The sequence below is a fragment of the Nocardia sp. NBC_01009 genome (genome assembly GCF_045208035.1).
Lineage (GTDB): Bacteria > Actinomycetota > Actinomycetes > Mycobacteriales > Mycobacteriaceae > Nocardia.
On the sequence record NZ_CP108695.1, the window covers coordinates 4,125,545 to 4,148,795 of the forward strand.

The following is a 23,251-nucleotide window of genomic DNA, read 5'->3' on the forward strand; positions in this document are numbered from 1 at the left end:
TTCGGTGGATCGGGGCTCAGGGTGCCGTGATGGTGTTGGTGTCCAGGGTGATCGCGCCGTTGAGGGCCAGGATGTCCCCGTTCGAGGTGGTGCCGGTTGTCACCGTGACCGAGGTGAAAGCAAGGATGTTTCCGGCGAAGTTGGTGTTGGTGCCCAGTGTGGCCGAGCTACCGACTTGCCAGAACACATTGTTTGCGGTGGCGCCGTTGATGAGGCTGACCACACTGTTCGCCCCGGTGATCAGTGTCGTCCCGGCCTGGAAGATGAACACCGCATTCGGATTGCCTTGCCCGTCCAGGGTGACGGTGCCGCTGAGGCCGATCCCGGCAACTGCGTGGTACACCCCGGAGGTCAGGGTTTGTCCCGCGAGATCAGCGGTCACGAAAGCGGTGGGCGTCCGGCCCAACGCGTCGATGTAGGCAGCCTGCAAATCGGTGTGTGCCTGCGCCGCGACCAGGTCCCCGGCATGGATCGCTCCGCCGGTCACCGTTCCCGGCGGGAATCCGGTCACTGCGGTGCCCGGGCTGACACCCAGGTTACCGGTGATGGCCGTGGCTCCGGTGTTGGTTACTGTCGCGGCACCCAGCACCGCGAACGACGCGGCTGTCCCTAAATTGACCGGCGCCAGACCTGAAACGTAGGTGTAGGCGACACCGTTGCTGGTTCCGCCGGCGGTAGTGACAGTGACCGACACCGTCCCAGCTGAATGGGCTGGGGTGAGGGCGGTGATCTGCGTCGACGAGTTGACAACGAACAGGGGCGATGGGGTGGCGCCGAAATTCACTGCGGTGGCTCCGGTCAGGCCTGTCCCGGTGAGCACAACCACTGTCCCACCGCTTGGCGGCCCTGAGCTTGGAGTGATGCTGGTGAGGGTGGGCACCGCGATATAGGTATAGGCGACACCGTTGCTGGTTCCGCCGGCGGTGGTGACAGTGACCGACACCGTCCCAGCCGAATGGGCTGGGGTCACCGCCGTGATCTGCGTCGAGGAGTTGACCGTGAACGAGGTTGCCGGTGTCCCACCGAAACTCACTGCGGTGGCTCCGGTCAAGTTCGTCCCGGTGAGCACGACCGCCGTTCCGCCGGCCGCCGACCCCGAACCCGGACTGATGCTGGTCAAGGTAGGAGCAGGCACACCATAGGTGTAGGGCAGCGGGTTGCTCGTGCCGTCCAGCAGTACCTGTACGGTGACGTTCACCGTGCCGGTTCCCGGCGGGACGATGGCCGTGAGCTGGGTATCGGAGTCGATGGTGAATGTCGTTGCCGTCGTGCCGAACCGGACAGCCAAGGGGCCGACATTGCTGAATCCGGAGCCGGCGATGATTACAGAGTTGAAACCCGCTGGAGGGCCGAAAGAGGGTGTCAGCGAGGTGATAACAGGTGCCATTTTCTTGCTTTCTATCAGTGAACGTGAAAAGGGTTCTCCCACAGCAGCACGGGCCTGGCCGTTTGTTGCGCTGCCTATACCCAGTAACCCTCCAGTTGCGATACTTTGGCAATGCATCCCCGGTGCGGTCTTGTCCGTTTTTCGGGTTCGGCCGATAGCTATTGGGAAACTGGTCACCAGGCATCGCCTTGTCACCCGGCTTCGAGAGGCGCCACCATCCAGTTCGGGCGCCTGGACTTTGTTCGCGAACTCTGTTGCCGGTTGTTCGCGAATTCCGGTGTCGTTGTTCGCGAATTCTGGTGTCATTGTTCGCGAATTCTGTTGCCGGTTGATAGCGGATTTAGGCATCGGTTGGGGTCAGCGGTGGGTTGCTCGGGCGTGGGCGGGTCTGTAGGAGTCGGTGATGGCGGCGTCCGCGGCCGGACAGAGGCGCAGATCCTGCAATGACAAGGGAGAAGATGTCGATGCCTGACCTGGATTTGTATGTTCACTTCGCCACGCGTGGCGAAGTATTGGGGGCTGGATTCGACACAAATCCTGCCGAGTGGGAAGCGAAGCCGGAGCCGGACTATCTCGACGACAGGGCACAGGACCTCATGCGGCGGGACTACGGACTCGTGGAGCTTTCGTTCCAGGCGGACGAGGGCACATGGCACTGCTTCGGTATCAACGTGCAGGTGCACCGTCTGAGCGGTGGTGACCTGTCCACCGTGCCAGTGCCCCTGCGGAATCAATACGGCGAGTTCACACCTCGGGTGAAGTTCGACGAATTAGCTGCCCTCATCACCAGTTTGGGCTATCGCATCGAACCGGACAACGACGCGACGACCACGAACATTCGCCGGTACCAGGTCCCCGAGTCCGGTGTGCGGGTCTTCATTGTCGCCGACGTTGATCCTTGTGGATACGCCGACGTGGGTGCGGAAGGCCCTGCCGAGCACAGGGTGGGCGATGTGTGTTCCATCGTCCTGTCCCCTGCTCGGTGGTCGGCGCGAGGTCTGAGCGAGGACCTGCCACCACAACGGTGTCGAAATTCGCGATCACAAAAATCCCACTCCACCAAGTGATGTCGAGATTCACGACCAACTGCTGCCCAGAGTCGCGATCAGAACCAGGTGCCGGCAAGAACCGTGTCACCTGGTAAATGAAGCGCAACTGCCTGGTAACGGTGGTGGCGGGTGTAGTTTGCCGCGTGATGAGGGGGGCTTGACAAGGATGAGCTGATCGATCGGTGGATGCTCGTCTGCGGCCAGTGAGAGGTTCGTGCAGTTGCAGTGGAACGGCCGTCCGCGCCGCAGCGACTACCGAGGTCGTGACAAAAGTCTGACGATGCGGGCGCGCCGAGCGAAAATTCTGTGGTGGGCAGGCAGGATCAGGCCATGACTTCAGCTTCGGTGCAGAACCACGTGATCGCCGTCGCGGCGCCCGCCGAACTTCGGGGCCTGCCGTCGGGAAGGGGCTGAGGCGCGGTGCGAGTACTGCTGACAGGTGCCGCCGGCTTCATCGGGTCCCATGTCCACAGTGGTCTGTCGGCGGCGGGCCACGAGGTGGTTGCCGTGGATGCGATGCTTTCCGCCGCGCACGGACCCGCTGCTGCTGTTCCGCATGGTGTGCGGCATGCGGACGTACGCAACCCTGACGCCTTGGATGTGTTGCTGCGCGGCGTCGACGTCGTATGCCATCAGGCCGCGGTCGTCGGAGCCGGCGTGAGCGCGCAGGATGCCCCGGGGTATGCCAGTCACAACGACTTCGGCACGGCGGTGCTGCTTGCGGCGATGGACCGGGCCGGATGCCGCAAGCTGGTGCTCGCGTCGTCGATGGTCGTGTACGGCGAAGGCCGCTACCACGGCGAGCGGTGTGGCGCTGTGGAAGTCGGCGTCCGCCGCCGAGCGGACCTCGACGCGGGGATCTTCGATCATCGCTGCCAGGAGACCGGGGAGCTGCTCACATGGGGTTCCGTCGGCGAGGATGCGCCCTTGCGACCACGAAGTCTGTATGCGGCAAGCAAACTGGCGCAAGAGAATTACGCGGCGGCCTGGGCGACCGCGACCGGTGCCTGCGTCACCGCGCTGCGCTATCACAACGTCTATGGTGACGGGATGCCACGGGACACGCCGTATTCCGGGGTCGCCGCGATCTTCCGGTCGTCGCTCGAGGCGGGGCAGGCGCCGCAGGTGTACGAGGATGGCAGGCAGAAAAGGGATTTCGTGCATGTCACCGATGTTGCCGCGGCGAACCTCGCTGCCGTGCAACAGCCGCTGCCGGGTTTTGTCGCGCTCAACATCTCCTCGGGGCGCCCGATCACGATCGGCGAAGTCGCCTCGGCGCTGGCCATCGCGCGTGGTGGCCCGGATCCTGTAGTCACCGGGCGGTACCGCGCCGCTGACGTCCGGCATATCGTGGCCGACCCTGATAGGGCAAGGCGCATTTTGGGGTTCGTCGCTCAGGTCGATCCGATCGAGGGCCTCACCCGGTTCGCGTCCGCGCCGCTGCGGGCCGCCGCCGGAGTCGGGGCACCTACGGTGTAGCGGTCAGTTCTCGGTCAGCGGTAGCCGGATCTCGAAACGGCAACCCTGGTCCCGGTTTTCGGCGGTGATGTCGCCGTGGTGGGCTTCGACCAGCCCGGCGGCGATGGCCAGCCCCATGCCGCTGCCAGCGGGGACACCCTCGGCAGCGACCGGGGAGCGTGCGGCGGTGCCGCGATAGGCGACCTCGAAAATACGTGGCAGGTCCTGCTCCGCGATCCCTGGGCCGGTGTCCTCGACACGGGCCCAGGCGTGGCCGTCGCCGGTGCCCGCGGACATCTGGACCCGGCCGCCGGGCGGGGTGTGGGCGATGGCGTTGGAGACGAGGTTGGTCAGGACACGACCGAGCGCATGGTCACTCGCTGCCACCACGATCTGCGAATCGGGTTGCTCCGCACGCAGTGCCACCCGCGCGCGTTCGGCGGTCGGGCGATTCGCGGCGAGTACTTCGTCGATCAGCTCGCGCAGATCCACCGGCTCCAGTTCGAGCCGTAGTGCGCCCGCGTTGATCTTGGACATCTCGAACAGGTCGTCGACCATCCGTGAGAGTCGGTCGGTTTCGATGCCGATCTGTTCGGCGTAGCGCATGACATCGGGTCTGTCGGTGACGACACCGTCCGACAGCGCTTCGGCCATCGCGCGGATACCTGCCAGCGGTGTCCGCAGGTCATGGCTGACCCAGGCGACGAGTTCTCGTCGGGAGTGTTCGGCGGCTCGTTCTTGTTCGCGGATCTGCTTTTCCCAGACGGTTTTTCGCGCTTGTTCGCGGCCGAGCACTATTGCCGCAGGTACCGTCACTGCTGCGACGACGGCAAGGACGATGGCGGTGCGCTGAAGTTCATGGGTGAACATCAATCCGCTGACGCCGATAATGCCCGCGAGCGTCGAGAGGGTCGGGATCAGCACGAGCACGGCCATGCTGGTGGTCAGGGAGCGGTTGCTGGTTGCGCGCAGAATCAGGGCGCCGAACACGACTATCGGCACCGAACAGGCCAGTGCGTAAGCGATGAGCTGGGTGGCGTCCTCAGGCATCACCGACCGCCGGTCTCGGCGCGATTGCGTGCCCACGCATACCCGCGTCCCCACACCGTTTCGATGAGGTGCCGATTGCCGAGTTTGGCGCGTAGCCGCTTGATATGCACTGTGACGGTGGACAAGTCGCCGAAATCCCAGCCCCAGACCTGCGCGAGCAGCTCCTCGCGGCTGAACACCCGTCGCGGATTGCGAAGGAGAAATACCAGCAGGTCGAACTCACGCGGGGTCAGCTCGACCGGCATCCGGTCGATGAGTGCCAGCCGCAATGCCGGGCGCACCTCGATAGCCCCGTCGCGCAGGATGGCCTGCTCGGTATCCGGTTGTTGCTGTGATCTGCGCAGCACGGAGCAAACACGCAGTGCGAGCTCGCGCGGACTGAACGGCTTGGTGACATAGTCGTCGGCCCCGGCCTCCAGGCCCAGGACCCGATCGTCCTCGTCGCCGAGCGCGGTGAGCAAGATGATCGGTGTGTGTGGGCGTGGTCCGGACCGCACTTCGCGGCAGATATCGATGCCGTCAGGTGCCGGCATCATCACATCGAGCACGGCGAGCTCGATCTCGCGCTCACCGGTGTCGGCCAGCGCGGCCGATGTGGCGGGGCCGTCAGCGGTTTCGATGACCGTGTGCCCGTCGCGTTCGAGGTAGCGTCGCACCACGTCTCGAACTACGGGGTCGTCGTCTGCGATCAGAATGCACATGCTGTCACCAATTCGTCAGGATTGTGTGAGCGATGAGAAGCGTGCCGAGCGCCTGGACTGTGAGCCAAGCACGGCCGGTGGATTTCGGCAGGAACGTGGTCGCGGTGAGCACCCAGATATCGAATGGTAGCCAGATGCGTTCTGTCTCGGCTTTGCTCAGTCCGCTCGCGTCCGCGACCAGAATCGCGCACAGGCCCGCGAGCACCAACAGCGCGGTGGGATCGAGTGCCCGCAGCGTAGTTCGGGACAATGCTCGGTGCGCCGCCGCCGCGGTCGCGAGGCCGACCGCGCACACCGTCGCGGCGAGGTTGCCCCACCACCAGTACGCGAAGGGACGCTCGGAGGCGATGCCTTGGTAATAACGTTGCACGACAAGGTGATAGCCGTCCAACCACCAGAATCCGGCGGAGGTGAAGGTGAGAGCGACGAGCAGTGCGCCACCGAGGGCGGGGAGCAGTGGACGGACGGTCCTGGCGGCGATGAGGACCGCAACCGCGGGTAGCGCCATCAGCACCAGGCCGTAGCTGAGGAAGACACCGAAACCGAACAGGAGCCCCGCCGTGACGGCGACAATCGGCCGACCGGCGGGCCGGGTGGCCAGAGCGAACAGTGCCACCGCCCAAGCGGTCACACCGGCGAACATCGCGTCGGCCGACACCGCCAGCCACAACGCGGCCGGTGCCAGCGCAAGAAACGGCAGTGCGACGCGGGCTCGGTCTTCGGCGCCGAGCGCTCGCAGCGTGACCGCGACCGCCACTGCGGCGCTGCACCCGATCAGCAGGCAAGCGGTTCCCGCCCATGCACCGCCACTGAGACCGATTCGGTCCAACAGTACGAAGAACACCAGTGCGCCCGGTGGGTGGCCCGAGACGTGGGTGGTCCATGAGTCCGGCTGGAAGTCCAAGATCCGGCTCGAGAACCCGCGCAGCATCGCCGGAATGTCGGTGACGCCGCCGACCTCATGGAGGTATTCGTTGGAATCGGTGAGCCGGCCGGTGAATCCGCGTTGCCAGCCATCGACCATGGCGAGCGAGAACGCCCACACCATCGCCGTCAGCCAAGCCAGCGCAAGCAGTCGCCGCCACGGAAGACGCGCGGTCAGCTCGGGGCCGTACATCACGACGGCGATGGCGATGGCGATGGCGGGAAAGCTGCCTGGGCCGATATGTGGAAGCCAGTTGCCGAAGAGCGGAGCCGCGCCCGCGTAGAGCGAACGACGCCACTGTTCGCTAGCGATTCGCGGAACCAGGAACGCGGCAACGACGAGCACGGCGGCCGAGCCTGCACCGATGATGTCGCCGCGTATTCCGGATCGGGGCCGGGAAGCGGCCACAGTGAGGTCCTGCACGGTTCTCACCATAGATCCGCAATGGCCGATCCAGCTGCTGGTCTGGTCGCCGTCATCGTTTCGTCACAGGTTTTTCGACCTATCGGCCGACGGCGCGGCTTAGCGTCGAAACCATGACAAATGCGCTGGACAATCCGGGCGGAGTCACCGTGGTGATCCCATGCCGGGACGAAGCTGAAGCATTGCCGGACGTGTTGGCGGCCATGCCGACCGGCTACCACGTGCTGGTCGTCGACAACGGCTCGACCGATGCGACGGCGGCGGTGGCCAGGGTTCGCGGGGCGAGGGTCGTGTCCGAAGACCGGCCGGGATACGGTGCCGCAGTCCAAGCCGGGATCGCCGCAGCGACCACTGAACTGGTCGCGGTTCTCGACGGCGACGGCTCGATGGACCCCGGCGAGTTGCCGGGACTTGTCGACCTGATGCACAGCGGCGCCGACCTCGCGGTAGGTCGGCGCGTCCCAGTGGAATCCGGTGTCTGGCCGTGGCACGCGCGCCTGGGCAACCGGCTGATAGCGCGTCGGCTGCGCAGCAAGTACGGACTGCCCGTGCATGACATCGCCGCGATGCGGGTGGCCCGACGGACGGCGATGCTGTCGCTCGGGCCGTTGCACAACCGCTCTGGGTACCCCCTCGAGCTGCTCATCGGCGCAGCAGGAGCGGGCTGGAAAATCGTTGAGCGCGACATCAGTTACCGGCCGCGTACCGGAGGGATCTCCAAAGTGTCCGGTTCATGGCGCGGATCCCTGCACGCCACCCGCGACTTCCTGGCGGTCCTGCGATGACCGTGTGCGACGCGACCACGCAGGAGGTGACCCTGCTGGTGATCGCGAAGGCGCCGATCGCCGGTTATGCCAAGACCCGGCTGACACCGCCGTTGACACCGCAGGAGGCGGCCGAGGTCGCGGCGGCCTCGTTGCTCGACACGCTCGATTCGGTACTGCACAGCCGTGTCGCCCATCGCGTGGTGGCGTTCACCGGGGATCTGGCCGCCGCGGAACGGCGGGAGGAATTGGCAAGGGCACTGGGCGAATTCGAGATCGTGCCACAGCGCGGAGCGAGCTTCGGCACACGGCTGGCCAACGCGCACGCTGACGCCGCCCGCCATGGGCTGCCCGTACTGCAGATCGGGATGGATACCCCACAGGTCGGTGCCGAGGTATTGACCCGGGCAGCCCGCGACCTGATCGCCTGCGACGACTCCGTGCTCGGCCCTGCCGAGGACGGTGGCTGGTGGGCACTCGGTCTGTCCGTGCCGCAGGCCGCACGAACTCTCATCGACGTGCCGATGTCGACCGCACGAACCGGACATCTGACCCGGAAAGCATTGCAGTACTGCGGTAATCGAGTGCAGATGCTTCCTACATTCGCCGACGTGGACACCTTCGACGACGCACTGCGGGTGGCCGCCACCACCGGTGGGTCCTTCGCCGAGGTCATGGCTGAGCTGCGCCATCGACGTCTGGCGCGGCGATGAGCACGATGGACACCGAACTCTTCGACGAGGCGCTGACCGGTGCGGACTGCTGGGTGCGCATCGCCGACGGGCCCAGGCGCCGACTGCCCGCCCGGCAGTGGCTGGGGCTGTCCGGCGCCGACTCCGCCAACCGGCACGCCGACACCGCGCTGACCTGTTGTTGTGACGGTCCGACCATCGACATCGGCTGTGGGCCCGGGCGTCTGGTGGCCGCTCTGCTGCGGCGCGGTGTCGTCGCACTCGGGGTCGATATCTCGCCGATGGCGGTCGAGGTCAGTCGGTTCCGCGGCGCCCCCGCACTTCGACGGGATCTGTTCGGGCCGCTACCGGGCTCGGGGCGGTGGGCATACGCGATCCTGGCCGACGGCAACATCGGCATCGGCGGCGACCCGATCCGTATCCTGACCCGCGCCAAGAACCTCCTCGCCCGCGACGGAGTCGCGATCGTCGAATTCGCAAGACCCGGAACCGGAATGGTGACTCGTACCATCCGGCTGGAGACGCGAACCCGAGCCGGGGAATGGTTCCCATGGGCGCACGTCGGCATCGACCTCGTCGACGAGGTCGCCGCTGCTGCCGAGCTGCGTGTGCTGGCCACCGCGAACGTCTACGGTCGGCACATCGCTTGGCTGCATCGCGGCGAAACTCCCACGCCGAGGAGGCCGCCGCGATGAACAAGCGGACCAGCACAGGCGTAGGTTCCTCGACCGCACGTGGACCTGAGGTCGCTGCCAGAGTCGGTATCGCGCTCGGAGCGGCCGTGCTCGTGTGCTTCGTGACCGGCCTGCTCAGCCATTGGATCCAACATCCACCCCATTGGTTCTGGTGGCCCGCGAACCCGGCATGGCTGTATCGACTCACCCAGGGTCTGCATGTGATCTCGGGAGTAGCGGCGATCCCGTTATTACTGGTGAAGCTGTGGGCGGTGTACCCGAGGCTGTTCGAGCGGCCGCTGATCGGACCACCCTTGCGTGCGCTCGAACGCGGCTCGATCGCCCTGCTGGTGGGGGCGACGATCTTCCAACTGTCGACCGGGCTGCTGAACACCGCGCAGTACTACCCATGGAAGTTCTTCTTCCCCACCACCCACTATGCGATGGCCTACGTCGCGGTGGGCGCACTGGCGGTGCACTTGGCCGTCAAGCTGCCGGTGATACGAAAGGCATTGAGCCGTCCAGTCGACTCCGATCCAGACACCCCGAGCGCATCGCCCGCGGATACCTCTGGACACCACCGAGTTTCACGCCGCGCGGTGCTGGTTGCCGCAGGGTTGTCAGCGACTGCCGCGACCCTGGCCGTTGCTGGTCAGACGGTGCCATTCCTGCGGTGGGCCGCGGTCCTGGCACCACGCAGTGGGCAAGGGCCGCAGGGAGTTCCGGTCAACCGTTCCGCGAAGGCGGCCGGGATCAGTGAACACGCCCGTGCGCTCGACTACCAGTTGACCGTCATTGTCGGTGACCAGCAACGCCGCTTCAGCCGAGACGAGTTACTCGCACTGCCCCAGACCAGCGCTCGACTTCCGATCGCCTGCGTCGAAGGCTGGAGCGCCTCGGCCGACTGGTCCGGCGTCCGCCTACGTGACCTGCTCGCCGCAGTCGGTGCCTACCGTGGTGGCGATGTCCGTTTCACCTCACTCGAACGTGGCGGCCTCTACAACAGTTCGCTTCTCCCACAACGACATGCGGTCGACACCAACACCCTGGTGGCTTTGTCGCTGAATGGTGAAACCCTTGATCTCGACCACGGGTATCCCTGCCGCCTGATCGCTCCCAGCCGCCCCGGCGTGCTGCAGACGAAATGGCTGTCCACGATCGAGGTGCTGACATGACTGCGGTGCGCGTGCTGTTATTGCTGGCCGGTCTGTGGCTGGGGTGGTACGGACTGTCCTTGCTGCTGGACCTGAGCACCCCCGCTCTGCTGTCTGTTGCGGTGTGGTTCACCAGTGGAATCTTGCTGCACGACGCGGTTTTCGCGCCGTTGTGCGCAGCGGTCGGGATAGCCGCGCGGCGCATTCTTCCGCGCGCATGGTGGGCGGCAGGCGCGTGCGGTGCGGTGTGCACGGTCGCACTGGTGCTGATCGCCGCGCCTGTGCTCAGGCGCGGTCATGCGATGCCCGACAACCCCACCGTCCTCGACCGCGACTACGTGGCCGGGTTCATCGTCGCGGTGGTCATCGTATGGGCACTGGTAGTTCTTGCCGAGATAATGCGGCGGCGGATCGACAAAGGAACGCCGCGATGAACTACGCACTGTGCCCACATCATGGAGAAGAACGGCGTCCAGGTTTCGTGAGGGTCAGTGGCGGCAACCTTGGCCGTCTGGGTTCAGCAACAATTACGGCACAGTGCAGTTCGACCGGGCAGTCCTTTACGGCGCCGCCCCACCGGAATCGTGGGGTCTGGGTCTGATTCCGTCGAGCACGATGCGGATGACCTCGCCCACGAAGGCCTCGTCGATGGGGGCGTGGCCATGCAGCATCCGGTGATAGACCGGGCCGTAGAGCAGGTCCAGTGTGACTTCGATCCTGGTGTCGGCGGGTATCTCGCCGCGGGCGATGGCCCGTTGCAGGATCAGTTTCCCCTGGTCTCGGCGGTGTTCGATGAAACGGGTCCGGTACTCGAGGGCGAAGTCCGGCTTCATCAGCACCTCGGCGAGCAGGCCTGCGAGGGCGCGGCCATATGGGTGGCGTGCCACCAGTGCCGCCCATGGGTACAGCAGGTGTCGCAGGTCTTGGCGCAGCGATCCGGTGTCGGCGGCGGACGGACTTGTCGCCCACTCCTGGTATAGAGCGTCCATGGCGAGGGTCTCCTTGGTCGGCCACCAGCGGTAGATGGTCGCCTTGCTGACTCCGGCCACCGTCGCGACCGCGTCCATGCTCATGGCGGTCAGTCCGCGTTCGAGCAGAAGATCTACGGTTGCTTCCAGGATGGCCTGGCGCGCCCTCTCGCTGCGCGGCCGCCCGCGCTGGAACGTTGTGGTTTCACTGCTCATTCGTGCCTGCTTGTGACGGCGTTGTGACGCCATCGTCTCGGTTTCCATGACACCTCCCGAGTGGTCGAACCTGCATTTACTGTAAAACGGTACCCTTAGTCTCGTAAATATCCGTGTGAGTCGATGCACATCCCTTCCTGTGCCGCTATCTACTGGGGTTTACGGGGACTTCATGCCAGGACTTCGGCCTGGCAGCCAAGTGATCGTAGGCTGGTTTCACCGATACTGACAGTCTTGTAACTGGGCTGGACGCAGCTGTGAGGCGACGGGATCGAGGGAGTGATCTCGGGTGCGGTTTCGAATTCGCCGGTTGAGGCATCCGAGCCTGCTCGACCCCGATTCCGCCGCTCCCAGGGAGTTGCCGTATGACCGGACAGCCTCGAATCCTCCGATGAACGACTGGTCGCGGGGGTTATCGAGAGCGGCGGTGTCCGCAAGCTATCGGCAAAAGCAGTCGAGTGTGATAGCAGATGGATATAGTCGCGGGGTGGTGTGGGAGGGATTGCTGATCGTACGGGAATGCGTGGCCTGCGTAGACGGACAAGTGTCAGCAGAGAAGGTCGGTGGTAGGTATGACAAAGGGGTCGGATGAATCGGCAGCGGACGGCGACAATGCCAGCAGCGGCAACGCTGATCGGATGAACCGCCGCACCGCGCTCGGAGCAGGCGCCGTCGCGCTCGGAGCCGGTGCCGTCGGCGCGGGAGCGGTAGTCGCGGCCAACGGCTTCGGTGCTGAACCCGAGCACCTGCCGGTAGCCGCTGAGGTCGACAACAACCTCGCTCAGTCCTCGCATCTGTTCAAGCTCACCTCGTCGGAAAAGGACGAATACGACGGTGGCTATCTGCAGGGGGCGACCGAGGAGAGCTTTCCGGTACTGCTGGGCCAGCAGGGGGCGGTGTACTTCGTCCGGCTCGAGGTGGGCGGCATGCGGGAGCCGCACTGGCACCCGACCGCATGGGAGTTGAATTTCATAGTCGCCGGTCGGGCGAAATGGACCATCCTCGGCACGCATCCAGGCGGCGCCTACCGCAACGACGTCTTCGAAGCAGATCAAGGTGACCTGGTCTTCGCGCCGCAGGGCTATTTCCACTACTTCGAGAACGCCCGCACCGACATGCCGCTGGAGGTGCTGATCGTCTTCAACACCAGCGCAAAGGAACCCAACGACGACATCGGCATCGTCGGCGCGCTCAACTCGTTGCCTCGTGACGTGCTCGCCACCGCCTTCGGGATTCCGGTACCCGCCTTTGACCAGGTGCCGCATGAGATGAAGCCGGTCGTGATCACCCGTCGGCGGTAGGGGCTCGGCCGCGACCGAGTTGTTCGGATGCCCGCCCCGCAGCCCAGAAGGGTCGATCCGGCGGAGTCCTGAGTTGAATTGTCGGCGGAGTAGATACCGCGGCGAAGCGGGAGATTGGTTGCCGCGTCCACCAAATCGAGGCTCACCCGTCCGAGCGGGCTGCTTTGGCGTAGCGGCGGGCCAACTGCCCGAAGGCGGTTTCGAGTTCCGGCGGGCCGATGACCTCGATGTCGGCGTCGAATCTGCCGAGGGCGGCGGCCAGGGCTGGCCAGGACCATGAGCCGAGGACGAGCCGGCAGCGGTCGGGGGCGAGTTCTTCGACGAGTCCCTCGTGGATGTAGCCGAGGACGGTGGCGGCGGGTAGGTCGAGGATCACCTCGCCGCGGCAGGGCCAGCCTCCGGAGTCGGTGGAGCCTTGGAATCTGTTGGTAACGAAGGTGATTACGTCTCCGCCGGGGAGTTCGCGCGGGGTGAATCGGGGACCCGTGGGGGTGCGGGGGGCGATTCGGTCGGCGCGAAAGGTGCGCCAGTCGTCGCGGTCGAGGTCCCAGGCGACGAGGTACCAGCGCCCGCCCCATGTGACGGTGGCTCTCCTCGACGAGGTCTCCACGGTGAGCGAGGCCGCCGAGACGGTGTTCCTGCAAAGGGTTTTCAGACGGCCGAGCGGCACGGCGACGGGGTTCGGGGGCGCCGAAGGCCGGGAACTAAGGCGAGAGCGCTTCGATGCAGGCGCGTTACGTCGGCGGTCTGATTCATGTTCTGCGGGGTGACGATTGCCCGGCGTGCCGGATCGGCATTGGGCAGGCCCGGGTCTTCGTCGAGGGCGGTGAGCGCAGCGTACTAGAGGATGGTGGCGTCGTGCTCGTGTAGCGCCGCGGCCAGTGCCGCGCGCAGGACGGCTTGGACTCGCTTCAGCCGGAATCCAGGGCTGTCGATTGTGGTGCGCCGCGCTGCTGTCATGGCTTGGCCCTGTGGCGGAAGTGAGCCTCTCGAGCTCGACCCACTGCTTGCCTGAGAGCGACCCCGGCGCACTTGGTCTTCGGCGCAGGCCGGACTACGTCATCTGACGGATTCGGGTAACCCTGTTCGCATCTAATTTGTTGAGGTCGAATGACTTTCGGGTTTGTGCCCGACCCGCATGTCGTATGTGTCCCACCACTCGACGAGATCGGAAGCACCATGAACGGCATGACATTTGGCAAACCCACCATCACAGTCGACGGAGTCCCGGTGAACTGCCACGTGGCAGGTCAGGGCCCGGTCCTGCACTGCGCCAGGCTGATCGGCCGTCAGACCGAGTTCGCCGCACTCCGTGAGTTGCAGCCGGAGGGCGTGGCCACTGATCAAGCAGGCCGCCGCCGGGGTCTGATCGACAGCCGGACGGCCGTAGCGCCGTCGGTAGGCTCGGGTTTCCTGCCATCCTCTTCGGGGAGGGGAACACGGCCGTTCCGGTCTCAGGAAGGAATTTGCCGATGTACCGGGCCATAGCTGCCTCGCTGGTCGCCGCCATTGCGATCACCCTGACAACCGCGGCATGCGGCAGTGTCACCAACACCACGTCGCCGACGTCCGCGGCCATGACGGAATGCCCGAGCAGTCCGATGCCGCCCGATTCGGGGGATGGGCGTGGTGCCGCTCCGGCCGGAGCCGGGACTTCGCGAATTATTGTGCCGGTCGATACGAGCACGAGCACGCTGCTGACACCCGGTACCGAGCCGCAGATCCAGTGCGGACGCACTCCCACCAGCACTCACACCGACGTCATGTTCGCCACGGTCCCGCTGACCGGTGGTGGCACCAGGCGGTTGGCGATGGACATCCAGGTGCCGCGAACGGCCGGGCCGAAGCCCTTGGTCGTGTATGTGCCCGGCGGCGGGTTCATGATGGCGGACAAGGGTGGAAATCTCGCCCTACGCACCTTTATCGCCGAGGCGGGCTATGTCGTCGCGAGTATCCAGTACCGGGTCCAACCTGATGGCGCGACATACGTCGATAGCGTCTCTGACGTCAAGGCCGCCATCCGCTATCTGCGGGCGCATGCCGCCGACTATGACATCGATTCCGACGCGGTCGGCGTCTGGGGTGATTCGGCAGGTGGGTACCTCGCCGCCATGGCGGGAGTCACCAACGGCGACAAGCGTTTCGATATCGGCGCCGATCTCGACCAGCGCAGCGACGTGCGCGCGGTGGTCGACAAATTCGGAGCCTCGGACCTGTCGCGACTGCTGGCCGACTTCGACCCCGACACCCAGCGGGCGATGCAGCCGCTGCTCGACTCGACCGCGAAATACGTCGGCGGCCCCACCAGCACAACATCATTGGCGGCCGACCTTGCGGCTGTCGCGCGCGCGAACCCGGTCACCTACATCGATCCGACCGACCCGCCGTTCTTGATCTTCCACGGCAACGCCGACACCACCATCTCTCCGAGTCAGACGCTCGTTCTCCACAACGCGCTGCGTGCCGCGGGCGTCGACAGCACCCGCTATGTGGTCGACCGTGCCGCCCACGGCGATGTCGCGTTCACCGGAAACCCTCAGAACTCACTGCAATGGACTACGCGGGAAGTCGCAGGTCGGCTGGTGGACTTCCTCTATCGGCACCTCGCCGGATAGCGCGACCTCCTCCTCGGTGAAGGTCAGCAGGGTTTTCGGGGCGATGACAGTGGGCGTCCGCGCAGGCCGCGAGGAATTTGCGGTCGGTTCGGACATCCATGACATAGCGGCCGTGGTCGCAAGCCCAGCGCATGGTCGGGCTGGTCTCTTTGGCCACGGCGATCAGATCGTCCAGTTCCCGGTCGCTTTCGCTGAATCTGCCGCCCGCTTCCATCCCGGCCGAGGACGTCGGTTTCCTCGGCGGGATGCTTGCCGTCGACCAGCCCGCCTCCAGCGCACTGACCCGCGAGCTGCTCGAGTGGCGACCGGTTTCAGCCGGGGCTGATCGAGGATCTGGACAAGGGCCACTACTTCGGCTGAGCAACATGCGCTGTCGCGGCCGAGGCCGGCGGTCACGAAGGCGGATTCATCCGAGTCCTGCGGCCTTGTCGAAGCGGCTGCGGGCGGCCTCGAGGTCGCCGAGGTATCGGTGGGTCCAGTCGCACATGCCGTGCACCGTCTCCCGCAGCACCCGTCCCGGCTCGGTGAGGGTGTACTCCACACGCGGTGGCACAGTCGGGTACACGGTCCGCTCGATCAGGCCGTTGCGTTCCATCATGCGCAGATTCTGGGTCAGCATCTTGTGGCTGATGCCCTCGATCTCGTTGCGCAGCTCGCTGAAGCGCAGGGTGCGCTCACCCAGCAAGTCGACGATCAGGAACGCCCACTTGTTGGCGACCTCGGACAAGATCTCGCGCGCCAGCGAATCCGCGCGCGTCACATCCGCTGCATCGAGCGGGCTCTGGAACTGCTTGGTTCCCATCAGGTTCCCCAGTCACCGAAAAGTGTGTTCTTCGACGTCAGCGACAACTCTCCTACGGTTTTCTAGTAACCACAAGTAACCACGGGGATTGCGCAGCATGGCCATCGAACTGACGAGCGTGAACGGGTTGCCGGAAATCGATCTGTACCGGCAAGTGTCGATGGCGACCGGGTCTCGGCTTGTCCACATCGCCGGGCAGCTCTCCTGGGACGCCGCCGGGGACACGGTCGGCGTGGGTGACCTCGCCGCGCAGGTCGAGCAGTGTTACCTCGATATCGGCAAGGCCCTGGCCCAGATTGGTGGCAGTTTCGACGACATCGCGAATCCGACTGCCTACGTGGCGGATTGGACTCCCGACAAAATGCCCACGCTCGGCGAGGGTATCGCACGAGCATTCGCCCGGCTGGGGATCACTGCGGCTCCACCGGCCACACCGCTGGGCGTCGCGGCGCTGGACCTACCCGACCACCTGATCGAGGTTACGGCTACCGCGATCCTGGGCTGAAGCCGGTGTGTGGCTGATCTCGCGGTAGAGCTCGGCGGCAGTGTGGGTGAATGCTCGGATCAGCGGGCGATGGTCGTGTTTCCTGATAGCGAGTACGAGATCGCTGCGTGGCATATCGGCCAGCGGGACCGCCACCAGACCGTCCGGCAGTGGGTGCGACAGCGGTGTGAGGCCGACGGTGCCGTTCCAGAGCACGACTTGCAGGCATTCGTTGGCGGTGCGCACAACCGGTCCGTCACTGCCTTGGCTGTTCGGTGGTGTCCAGAATGCGCGCCACAATGGATCAGTGTCGGCAGGGAGTCGGAACCACCGCCTATCGCTGAGCTCGCTCGGGTGCAGCTGCTCGCGGGTCGCGAGCGGGTCGTCGGCGCGCAGTACCACCCCGATCGGATCCGACCGGAGCACATGAACGGTGAGCCCCGTCAGGTCGAACGGTGCTCGTGTGAGTGCCACATCCACTGTGCTGGAACGTAATCCGGCGGTCGGGTTGGTGAAGTCGGCGTCGCGGATATGGATCCGTACGTGGGGGTGACGCTGCCGGTAGGCGTCCGCCAACCGGGTTACGGATTGCTCGGCGCTGTCGGTCAGGGTGCCGATGGTCAGCGTTGCGGGACCGGCCGCGGCGGTGGTTCGCGCGCGGATCTGTTCGGCGCGAGCCAGCAGTGATTGCGCGTCCTCGTACAGGCTGACCCCGGCCGGAGTCAGCGTCACTCCCGTCGAAGAGCGGTGCAGCAGCTCGCAATCGAGGTCGAGTTCGAGTTGTTTGATGGCGCGGCTCAGCGGTGGCTGGGTCATGTGGAGCCGGGCAGCGGCCCGCCCGAAATGTAGTTCTTCGGCGACAGCCACGAAGTAGCGCAGGGTCCGCAGCTCCATCCTGCGCACGATACCCCGCACTATTTGCCTGGATACGTCATGCGCCCGATTCACCCGTCCGAGCAGCGCCGATACCCGGGTGGTATCGGTCGAACGTAAGAGGTCTTGGACTGTCTGCATCGGTTGGCGCTGAACTGGATGCGACAGGCACCGCCCCCAGACACCTACACACTCAGGGATCCGAAATGACAGCGTCGTTCGCCTTGCCCGACCCCGTCGTCGAGCTCACCGACATTCATGAACTCGTCGCAGACCTTGTGGTCATCGGCGACCGGAGGGTTCCGCTCGTGCCGAATGTGGGCATCATCGGCGGCCGAGAGGCGGTCCTGGTGGTGGAAACCGGCATGGGCCCTACCAATGCCGAAACCGTGCTGAGGTTCGCCGCCGACTATGCCCAAGGTCGTCGCCTGTACCTGACCACGACACACTTCCATCCCGAGCACGCGTTCGGAGCCCATAGCTTCGCCGGTGCGGCGACCTACCTGGTGAACCGGGCACAAGCCGACGATCTGAGATACAAGGGCGCGGCCTACCTCGAAATGTTCCGCGGGCTGGGCGAATCGGTGGCCCGGCGCCTCGACGGCGTACAGCTGCCGGAACCGGATGTCGTCTACGACCGCACCTACGACCTGGACCTGGGTGGCAGGATCGTGCGGATGCGCGGCACCGGCCGTGCGCACAGCAAAGGCGACCAGGTCGTCGAACTGCCCGAGGAGGGCGTCCTGTTCACCGGCGATCTTGTCGAGGCCGCCCAGTTCGCGATCTTCCCGTGGTTTCCGCCCCATGACACCGACGTCTCCGGTGTGGGATGGATCGCCGTAATGGACCGGCTCGCGGCCACGCGGCCGCGCCTCGTCGTACCCGGCCATGGCGACATCGGTGGCCCTCAGCTGCTCACCGATGTCGGCGACTACCTGCGCTTGCTGCGCGACGAAACCTGGATTCGGCGCGACGGCGCACTGATCGAAGACACTATCGCCGAAGAGGTTTCGGCACTGATGATCGAGCGACATCCGGAATGGTCCGGGCGGGAATGGATTCGCAACGGCGTCGGCTGCTTCTGCGCTGCGCATCGCACCGGCGACCACTGAGGTCGGTAGCCCCGAGATCGAGTCGACGACCGAGGTCTATCCGCAGTCCTGAGTCGACACGAGGCGGATACGTTTGAGCCCAAAGGCGGATGGACACAAGCGATTGCGAGCGACACGCAACCCGGTACTGCGATCGAGGCGCTACGAGTGCACCGGCCGCCATGATCCGGCTCCGATCACGGCGGCGTGCGCACGCTCTACACCCACGAAGGCATGATTCGGGCCCGCGTGGGTGGAAGCCCAGACCGAACAGGCATGGTGTCTGGATTGTCGGCCAGACATCGCAGGTTGAACACGAAACCTGGCCTATACCAGCAACTTACGGATTGCCACCCGATTTCGGCGAATGCTACGGCGACCCGGTGTGACCATGTCGATCGACGAGGTTGTCCGCCGCGACTGTGCCACCGTGGGGGATGCTGCCAGTCTTAGAGCCTTTTCATCTTCGATTGAGGGCGCTCTGCACTGCATCGCTGGTGTAGGACACGAATCTGCGGTGGTCGCGGACCCGGCGCACACCCCACATGCTCAGCGCTATCGCGAGGCTCAGGTACAGGATGTAGGCGGTGTAGACCATCAGCGGGCCATAGTCGCCAGCCCACCCTATCGTCAGCGGCAGGAAGGCCAACCCGGCGCCGATCAGCATCATTCCCAGTGTCAGGGCTGGTATTCCCAGTGGTGCGAGTTCGTCATCGATTCTGCGCTGCTGCGGCAGCTGTCGACTGCGGGCGCTGGCCCGGCTCCGGTCGCCGATGGCGGTAAAGGCATCGAGTGAATGTATGGAGGCTCTGGTGACCATGATGTTCTCCAAGCGGGCCGCCCCGGTCGGCCAGGGGTGGATCTGCGGGCATCGTTGTTCACGTGTCGCCGTGGTCGGCGAGAGTTTGTGTCGTGATGTACGCCGAGGGCATCTGGGTAAGCATCACAAGCGCTAGCGATAGTTATAGATAACTCCAGTTGCGGAAAGTTTGTCAGATGTAGAGCTTCGAGGAAACCTTGATCGCAGCACGGAAAATCGAACGCATAGGCGATGCCGACTCGTGACCAATATGTGGCGGTGATACCCAACCGGGGAAAGTGTGGTCGTTCACACCTGCTGCCGACCAAACGAAGACGGTGAATCCCCTGGTTGTGATTTATGGAACCGTTATGCCTGGTGTCAGAGAATCCGCGCGATCGAGCGTGGCATCTCGGCACGTGGGCCTACTTTGAGAACGCGCGGTAGCGAAGTAACCGCAGATAGGCGCACCGGTTATCGCGACGGTGCTGTTCCCTGACCCCGTCACTGTCGAAGCAAAGGAGCGAACATGTCGACCATTCACTTCAAGGAGACGACGAGCTCGACGCCCGAGCAGTTCGTCGCGGCGCTCACCGACTTCGGGCCCGGCCGCTCACAGCTGTTCGGCAACAGCACCGACCAATACCTCGAGGTGCACGCCCGGGGCCTCGGTGAGGCCGACGTCACCGAGGGTTCGCACGGTATCTGGGAACGCCTGCACTACGACTGGTCAGACCCCAACCGCGTCGTCATGACGACCACCGACTCCAACCTGTGGGGCGGTCACTCCGGCCACACATACACCTTCACACGCCGGCCCGACGGGACGACCGATGTGGATGTTGTCGTGGTGCGCGAGGGCAAGAACCTCACGGGGCGGGTGCTCGGCGTTGTGGTCGGAACCGTCGGCCAGGGCGTCTTGAAACATGCGTTCGAAAAGACCGTCAAGGCTGTCGAAGCCCGCAACGACGGCGCGGGAACGGCGGAACGCTCGTGACAGGAGAAGCGCCGGGCGACCCGCCGATGCACAACCTATGTCCCGGCGCGCCCCGACAGTCGACGGGCTTCTGCGGGTCGAGCTGAAATATATTCCGACTCAGCAATGTTCAGTGTTTCGATATTTCGAATCCAAATGTTGACGAACTGGGACGGGTTCCATCCGGCGTCGCGTCGCGCCGCATCATGCTGGATAGGTGTGGATTTCGGTCGCCTTGAGCGCGGCCCATAACAGCACTCCGGTCTGCAGGCGCAAGTCGGCGACGGTTGCGGGGGTGACGTCGGCGAGAACCGAGGGTCTGCCGTCGAGGCGGACTCGGGTGGTATGGGCGTGCTGTTCGAGCCCGATGATGGTGACCGGCCAGGTGTTTCGCGGGCTGCCTGTTGGTTGTTCGGTGTGCAGGCTCACCGCGGTGGGAGGGAACGCGACATGGACTGCGCCCTGGGCTGGTTCGGCCACGGTGAGTGTTCCGCCGTCGTCGAGGTCGACAGTGTTGCCGTGAGCTGTGCCGCGATAGAGGTTGAGGCCCACCAGGTTTGCGACGTATTCGGAGCGTGGTCTACGGGCGACTTCGCTGGGTGGTCCTGCTTGGATGACGGCGCCGTTTTCGAGGATGACGAGGCGATCAGCGAGCATCATCGCGTCGAGTGGGTCGTGGGTGACCAGCACTGTATGCCCGGTGTAGTCGGAGAGATGGTGGGCGAGGTCGGAGCGAACCTGCAAACGGGTGCTGGCGTCCAGTGCGGCCAGCGGTTCGTCGAGCAGCAGCAGCTGCGGGTCGGTCGCCAGCGCGCGTGCGAGGGCAACGCGTTGCGCTTGACCGCCGGACAATGCGCGGGGTTTGGCGTGTACGTGGTCGGCGAGACCGACCCGGTCGAGCCAAATCCTGGCGCGGTCACGGGCCGCGCGGCGGTGCTGTCCGCGGGCACGTAGCCCGAAGGCGACGTTGTCCTGGGCAGACATGTGCGCGAACAGCAGGTAATCCTGGAACACGACGCCGACCGCTCGCCGCTCCGCGGGAACGAACAGGTTCGGCGGTGCGTCCCAAGTGCTGTTGTCGAGACGGATGCTGCCGCTGGTGAGCGGGGTGAGTCCGGCCAGCGCCCGCAGCGCGGTGGTCTTGCCTGCACCGTTGGGACCCAGCAGTGCGACAACCTCGCCGGGTGCCACGGTGACGGTAACCTCGAGTTCGAATCTGTCTCGGGTGATACGTATTTCGGCATCCAGGGTCATACAGCACCTCGTGTCCACCGGTCTCGCAGCGCCGCGAGTACGACCACCGACACGAAAAGCAGCACCAGGCTGAGAACGATCGCGTCCTCGGGATCGGTTTCCAAGGCCAGATATACCGCCAGCGGCATCGTCGTCGTCTTACCGGGGAAATTGCCGGCAAAGGTGATCGTGGCACCGAACTCACCGAGCGCACGGGCCCAGCACAGCACCGCGCCCGCGATCACACCCGGCATCACCGAAGGCAAGGTGACCCGACGGAAGGTCAGCCAGCGCGATGCACCGAGGGTAGCGGCGGCTTCTTCGTAGCGGGGGTCGGCTCCGCGCAGTGCACCTTCGACGGAGATGACCAGGAACGGCATCGCTACGAATGCCTCGGCAACTACGACCCCGGCGGTGGTGAAAGGTAGTGAGACACCGAACCATTCGTACAAATGGCGGCCGAAGATCCCGCGCCGACCCAAAACCAGCAGCAATGCCACACCGCCGACAACCGGCGGCAGCACCAGCGGAACCGTCACCAAAGCTCGCACGAACCCGAGCCCTGGTACCTCGCCGCGAGCGAGCAGCCACGCCAAGGGGATACCGAGCACAAGGCAGACGACCGTCGCCAAGCTCGCACACACCAGCGAAAGACGCAGTGCCTGACCGACTTCGGCACTGAAAAGCCGATCAGGCATGTTGCGCCACGGTGCGCGCAGCAGCAGCCCAGCCAGTGGCAGCAACAGGAACGCCAAACCGCAGACAGCGGGCAGCAGGAGAATGAGCGGTCGCCGCCCTCGTGCTGCCCGCCGTCGCGCCGACGCTCGGGTCACGGGTTGTCGAATCCCGCTTTGGTGAACACCGTGTGGGCTTGGTCGGACTCGATGAACGTGACGAATGCGGCGGCGGCCGCGGAGTTGGGTGCCTTGGCCAGCGGTGCGACCGGGTAGTCGTTGATCGCCTTGTCGGCCTCGGGGAAGTCGATACCCTCCACCTTGTCACCCGCGGCCTTCACATCGGTGTGGTAGACGAGCGCGGCATCGACTTCGCCGAGGGTGACCTTGGTCAGCACTGCTTTGACGTCGGCCTCACGAGTGTCGGGCTGCGGGGTGACACCAGCGACTTCGAACACGGTCTTGGCGGCGGCACCACATGGCACCTGTTCGGCGCACAGCGCGATCTTCGGTTCGGTCTTGCCGAAGTCGGCGAGTCCGGTGATATGGCCGGGGTTGCCTTTGGGGACCGCGATTTCGAGGCGGTTGCGCACGAACGTCACCGGCTTGGCGGTGATATCGCCAGCATCGACGACCTGCTGCATGTTCTTCGGCGCCGCCGATGCGAACACGTCGACGGGGGCGCCCTGCTTGATCTGTTCTGCCAGTGCCGAGCTCGCGCCGAAGCTGTAGACCACCTTGACGCCGGGGTGCGCGGCCTCGAACTGCTTGCCCAACTCGGTGAACGTCTCGGTCAGCGACGCAGCTGCGAACACCGTCACCGTGCCGGAGATCTTGTCGGTGGGCGCTGGGTCCGACGACTTGTCCGACCCACAGCCGACCACCGTCAACGCGACAGCGCCGGTCAGGGCAACAGCACTCAGGGAGCGAATCATCCTCATA

General features: G+C 65.1%; 24 protein-coding genes. 12 read left to right on the top strand and 12 right to left on the bottom strand.

Annotated features, from left to right (window positions below):
- Positions 1 to 16 precede the first annotated feature (16 nt).
- Positions 17 to 1,387 carry an ice-binding family protein gene (locus OHA42_RS18425; RefSeq protein WP_406238673.1) on the bottom strand — a complete coding sequence of 457 codons (1,371 nt, stop codon included), beginning with the start codon at positions 1,385 to 1,387 and terminating at the stop codon, positions 17 to 19.
- Positions 1,388 to 1,851: 464 nt separating this feature from the next.
- On the opposite strand from OHA42_RS18425, the gene OHA42_RS18430 reads away from it, so the two are divergent.
- Both OHA42_RS18430 and OHA42_RS18435 read left to right on the top strand, forming a co-directional pair.
- Positions 1,852 to 2,454, top strand: coding sequence for a hypothetical protein (locus OHA42_RS18430; RefSeq protein WP_406238675.1), 603 nt, complete (start codon positions 1,852 to 1,854; stop codon positions 2,452 to 2,454).
- A gap of 402 nt (positions 2,455 to 2,856) precedes the next feature.
- Positions 2,857 to 3,915: an NAD-dependent epimerase/dehydratase family protein gene (locus OHA42_RS18435; protein WP_406238677.1), complete on the top strand. Its 1,059-nt coding sequence runs from the start codon at positions 2,857 to 2,859 to the stop codon at positions 3,913 to 3,915.
- Between the two features lie 3 nt (positions 3,916 to 3,918).
- Here the strand turns inward: OHA42_RS18435 and OHA42_RS18440 are convergent, their stop codons facing one another.
- The 3 genes from OHA42_RS18440 to OHA42_RS18450 are packed head-to-tail and all read right to left on the bottom strand — an operon-like array spanning position 3,919 to position 7,005.
- Positions 3,919 to 4,944 (bottom strand): sensor histidine kinase, encoded by a 1,026-nt coding sequence (locus OHA42_RS18440; RefSeq protein WP_406238678.1) that lies wholly within the window; start codon positions 4,942 to 4,944, stop codon positions 3,919 to 3,921.
- On the bottom strand, positions 4,944 to 5,645 hold the full coding sequence (locus OHA42_RS18445; protein ID WP_406238680.1) for a response regulator transcription factor: 702 nt from the start codon (positions 5,643 to 5,645) through the stop codon (positions 4,944 to 4,946). Before OHA42_RS18445 ends, OHA42_RS18440 begins: the two co-directional genes overlap by 1 nt.
- Before the next feature lie 4 nt (positions 5,646 to 5,649).
- Positions 5,650 to 7,005, bottom strand: coding sequence for a hypothetical protein (locus OHA42_RS18450; RefSeq protein WP_406238682.1), 1,356 nt, complete (start codon positions 7,003 to 7,005; stop codon positions 5,650 to 5,652).
- Between the two features lie 101 nt (positions 7,006 to 7,106).
- Here OHA42_RS18450 and OHA42_RS18455 point away from each other — a divergent pair, with 101 nt between their 5' ends.
- From OHA42_RS18455 to OHA42_RS18475, 5 genes are read left to right on the top strand one after another with little or no spacing between them, the layout of a single operon-like run.
- Positions 7,107 to 7,778, top strand: coding sequence for a glycosyltransferase family 2 protein (locus OHA42_RS18455; protein ID WP_406238683.1), 672 nt, complete (start codon positions 7,107 to 7,109; stop codon positions 7,776 to 7,778).
- The gene (locus tag OHA42_RS18460; protein WP_406238685.1) at positions 7,775 to 8,470 is read left to right on the top strand and encodes a DUF2064 domain-containing protein; all 696 of its coding nucleotides are present in this window, start codon (positions 7,775 to 7,777) and stop codon (positions 8,468 to 8,470) included. Before OHA42_RS18455 ends, OHA42_RS18460 begins: the two co-directional genes overlap by 4 nt.
- Entirely contained in the window at positions 8,467 to 9,144 is a 678-nt protein-coding gene (locus tag OHA42_RS18465) for a methyltransferase domain-containing protein (RefSeq protein WP_406238687.1), read from the top strand. The genes OHA42_RS18460 and OHA42_RS18465 overlap by 4 nt, the downstream gene beginning before the upstream one ends.
- Positions 9,141 to 10,298 carry a molybdopterin-dependent oxidoreductase gene (locus OHA42_RS18470; RefSeq protein ID WP_406238689.1) on the top strand — a complete coding sequence of 386 codons (1,158 nt, stop codon included), beginning with the start codon at positions 9,141 to 9,143 and terminating at the stop codon, positions 10,296 to 10,298. Before OHA42_RS18465 ends, OHA42_RS18470 begins: the two co-directional genes overlap by 4 nt.
- Positions 10,295 to 10,711 (top strand): hypothetical protein, encoded by a 417-nt coding sequence (locus OHA42_RS18475; RefSeq protein WP_406238691.1) that lies wholly within the window; start codon positions 10,295 to 10,297, stop codon positions 10,709 to 10,711. The genes OHA42_RS18470 and OHA42_RS18475 overlap by 4 nt, the downstream gene beginning before the upstream one ends.
- Positions 10,712 to 10,837: 126 nt before the next feature.
- Here the strand turns inward: OHA42_RS18475 and OHA42_RS18480 are convergent, their stop codons facing one another.
- On the bottom strand, positions 10,838 to 11,461 hold the full coding sequence (locus OHA42_RS18480; protein WP_406238693.1) for a TetR/AcrR family transcriptional regulator: 624 nt from the start codon (positions 11,459 to 11,461) through the stop codon (positions 10,838 to 10,840).
- 572 nt (positions 11,462 to 12,033) lie between these two features.
- Between OHA42_RS18480 and OHA42_RS18485 the strand changes: the two genes are divergently transcribed.
- A complete protein-coding gene (locus tag OHA42_RS18485; RefSeq protein WP_406238695.1) occupies positions 12,034 to 12,762 on the top strand; it encodes a cupin domain-containing protein in 729 nt (242 codons plus the stop codon).
- 142 nt (positions 12,763 to 12,904) lie between these two features.
- Here the strand turns inward: OHA42_RS18485 and OHA42_RS18490 are convergent, their stop codons facing one another.
- On the bottom strand, positions 12,905 to 13,432 hold the full coding sequence (locus tag OHA42_RS18490; RefSeq protein WP_406238697.1) for a helix-turn-helix transcriptional regulator: 528 nt from the start codon (positions 13,430 to 13,432) through the stop codon (positions 12,905 to 12,907).
- An 802-nt stretch (positions 13,433 to 14,234) separates the two neighbouring features.
- On the opposite strand from OHA42_RS18490, the gene OHA42_RS18495 reads away from it, so the two are divergent.
- Positions 14,235 to 15,377: a prolyl oligopeptidase family serine peptidase gene (locus tag OHA42_RS18495; RefSeq protein WP_406238699.1), complete on the top strand. Its 1,143-nt coding sequence runs from the start codon at positions 14,235 to 14,237 to the stop codon at positions 15,375 to 15,377.
- 406 nt (positions 15,378 to 15,783) lie between these two features.
- Here OHA42_RS18495 and OHA42_RS18500 read toward each other — a convergent pair whose 3' ends face one another.
- Entirely contained in the window at positions 15,784 to 16,179 is a 396-nt protein-coding gene (locus OHA42_RS18500) for a winged helix-turn-helix transcriptional regulator (protein ID WP_406238701.1), read from the bottom strand.
- Between the two features lie 97 nt (positions 16,180 to 16,276).
- Between OHA42_RS18500 and OHA42_RS18505 the strand changes: the two genes are divergently transcribed.
- Positions 16,277 to 16,684, top strand: coding sequence for a RidA family protein (locus OHA42_RS18505; protein ID WP_406238703.1), 408 nt, complete (start codon positions 16,277 to 16,279; stop codon positions 16,682 to 16,684).
- Here OHA42_RS18505 and OHA42_RS18510 read toward each other — a convergent pair.
- Complete coding sequence (locus OHA42_RS18510; protein WP_406238705.1) at positions 16,637 to 17,557, bottom strand: LysR family transcriptional regulator; 921 nt, start codon at positions 17,555 to 17,557, stop codon at positions 16,637 to 16,639. The genes OHA42_RS18505 and OHA42_RS18510 overlap by 48 nt on opposite strands.
- Before the next feature lie 185 nt (positions 17,558 to 17,742).
- Between OHA42_RS18510 and OHA42_RS18515 the strand changes: the two genes are divergently transcribed.
- A complete protein-coding gene (locus OHA42_RS18515; RefSeq protein WP_406238707.1) occupies positions 17,743 to 18,648 on the top strand; it encodes an MBL fold metallo-hydrolase in 906 nt (301 codons plus the stop codon).
- A gap of 439 nt (positions 18,649 to 19,087) precedes the next feature.
- On the opposite strand, the gene OHA42_RS18520 is transcribed toward OHA42_RS18515, so the two are convergent.
- Positions 19,088 to 19,447 (bottom strand): hypothetical protein, encoded by a 360-nt coding sequence (locus OHA42_RS18520; RefSeq protein ID WP_406238709.1) that lies wholly within the window; start codon positions 19,445 to 19,447, stop codon positions 19,088 to 19,090.
- Between the two features lie 508 nt (positions 19,448 to 19,955).
- On the opposite strand from OHA42_RS18520, the gene OHA42_RS18525 reads away from it, so the two are divergent.
- Entirely contained in the window at positions 19,956 to 20,423 is a 468-nt protein-coding gene (locus OHA42_RS18525) for a hypothetical protein (protein WP_406238711.1), read from the top strand.
- Positions 20,424 to 20,606: 183 nt separating this feature from the next.
- Here OHA42_RS18525 and OHA42_RS18530 read toward each other — a convergent pair whose 3' ends face one another.
- The 3 genes from OHA42_RS18530 to modA are packed head-to-tail and all read right to left on the bottom strand — an operon-like array spanning position 20,607 to position 23,244.
- On the bottom strand, positions 20,607 to 21,656 hold the full coding sequence (locus OHA42_RS18530; protein ID WP_406238713.1) for an ABC transporter ATP-binding protein: 1,050 nt from the start codon (positions 21,654 to 21,656) through the stop codon (positions 20,607 to 20,609).
- Positions 21,653 to 22,468, bottom strand: coding sequence for a molybdate ABC transporter permease subunit (gene modB, locus OHA42_RS18535; RefSeq protein WP_406238715.1), 816 nt, complete (start codon positions 22,466 to 22,468; stop codon positions 21,653 to 21,655). The genes OHA42_RS18530 and modB overlap by 4 nt, the downstream gene beginning before the upstream one ends.
- Positions 22,465 to 23,244, bottom strand: coding sequence for a molybdate ABC transporter substrate-binding protein (gene modA, locus OHA42_RS18540; RefSeq protein ID WP_406238717.1), 780 nt, complete (start codon positions 23,242 to 23,244; stop codon positions 22,465 to 22,467). Before modA ends, modB begins: the two co-directional genes overlap by 4 nt.
- Positions 23,245 to 23,251 lie beyond the last annotated feature (7 nt).